General features: G+C 45.9%; 1 protein-coding gene. It reads right to left on the bottom strand.

Going from position 1 to position 231, the window contains the following annotated elements; translation table 11 throughout:
• On the bottom strand, nucleotides 1–231 hold a 231-nt coding region (locus RRF55_RS28185; RefSeq protein WP_439419325.1), incomplete at both ends, for a hypothetical protein.

The following is a 231-nucleotide window of genomic DNA, read 5'->3' as shown; positions in this document are numbered from 1 at the left end:
AATTGAAGCCATGCATAATGCCATCAAGCACTTCAAGCTTCTCTTGGAGGATGGTTGCAGCTTCGTCTTGCACTAATGCAGGATCACCCTTACCACCTGCCTCAGAGTAGAAGGAAAGAGCCTCTTTCAGATCTGATGCAATACCGAGGTAATCTACGACCAGACCACCAATCTTGTCTTTATAGACACGGTTTACTCGTGCAATGGCTTGCATGAGGTTATGACCTTTCA

This window comes from Klebsiella sp. K47, from assembly GCF_051858335.1.
In the GTDB taxonomy this organism is placed as follows: domain Bacteria; phylum Pseudomonadota; class Gammaproteobacteria; order Enterobacterales; family Enterobacteriaceae; genus Klebsiella; species Klebsiella pneumoniae.
Note: the sequence above shows the minus strand (reverse complement) of the source record. Positions and strands in the feature narration are given on the sequence as shown.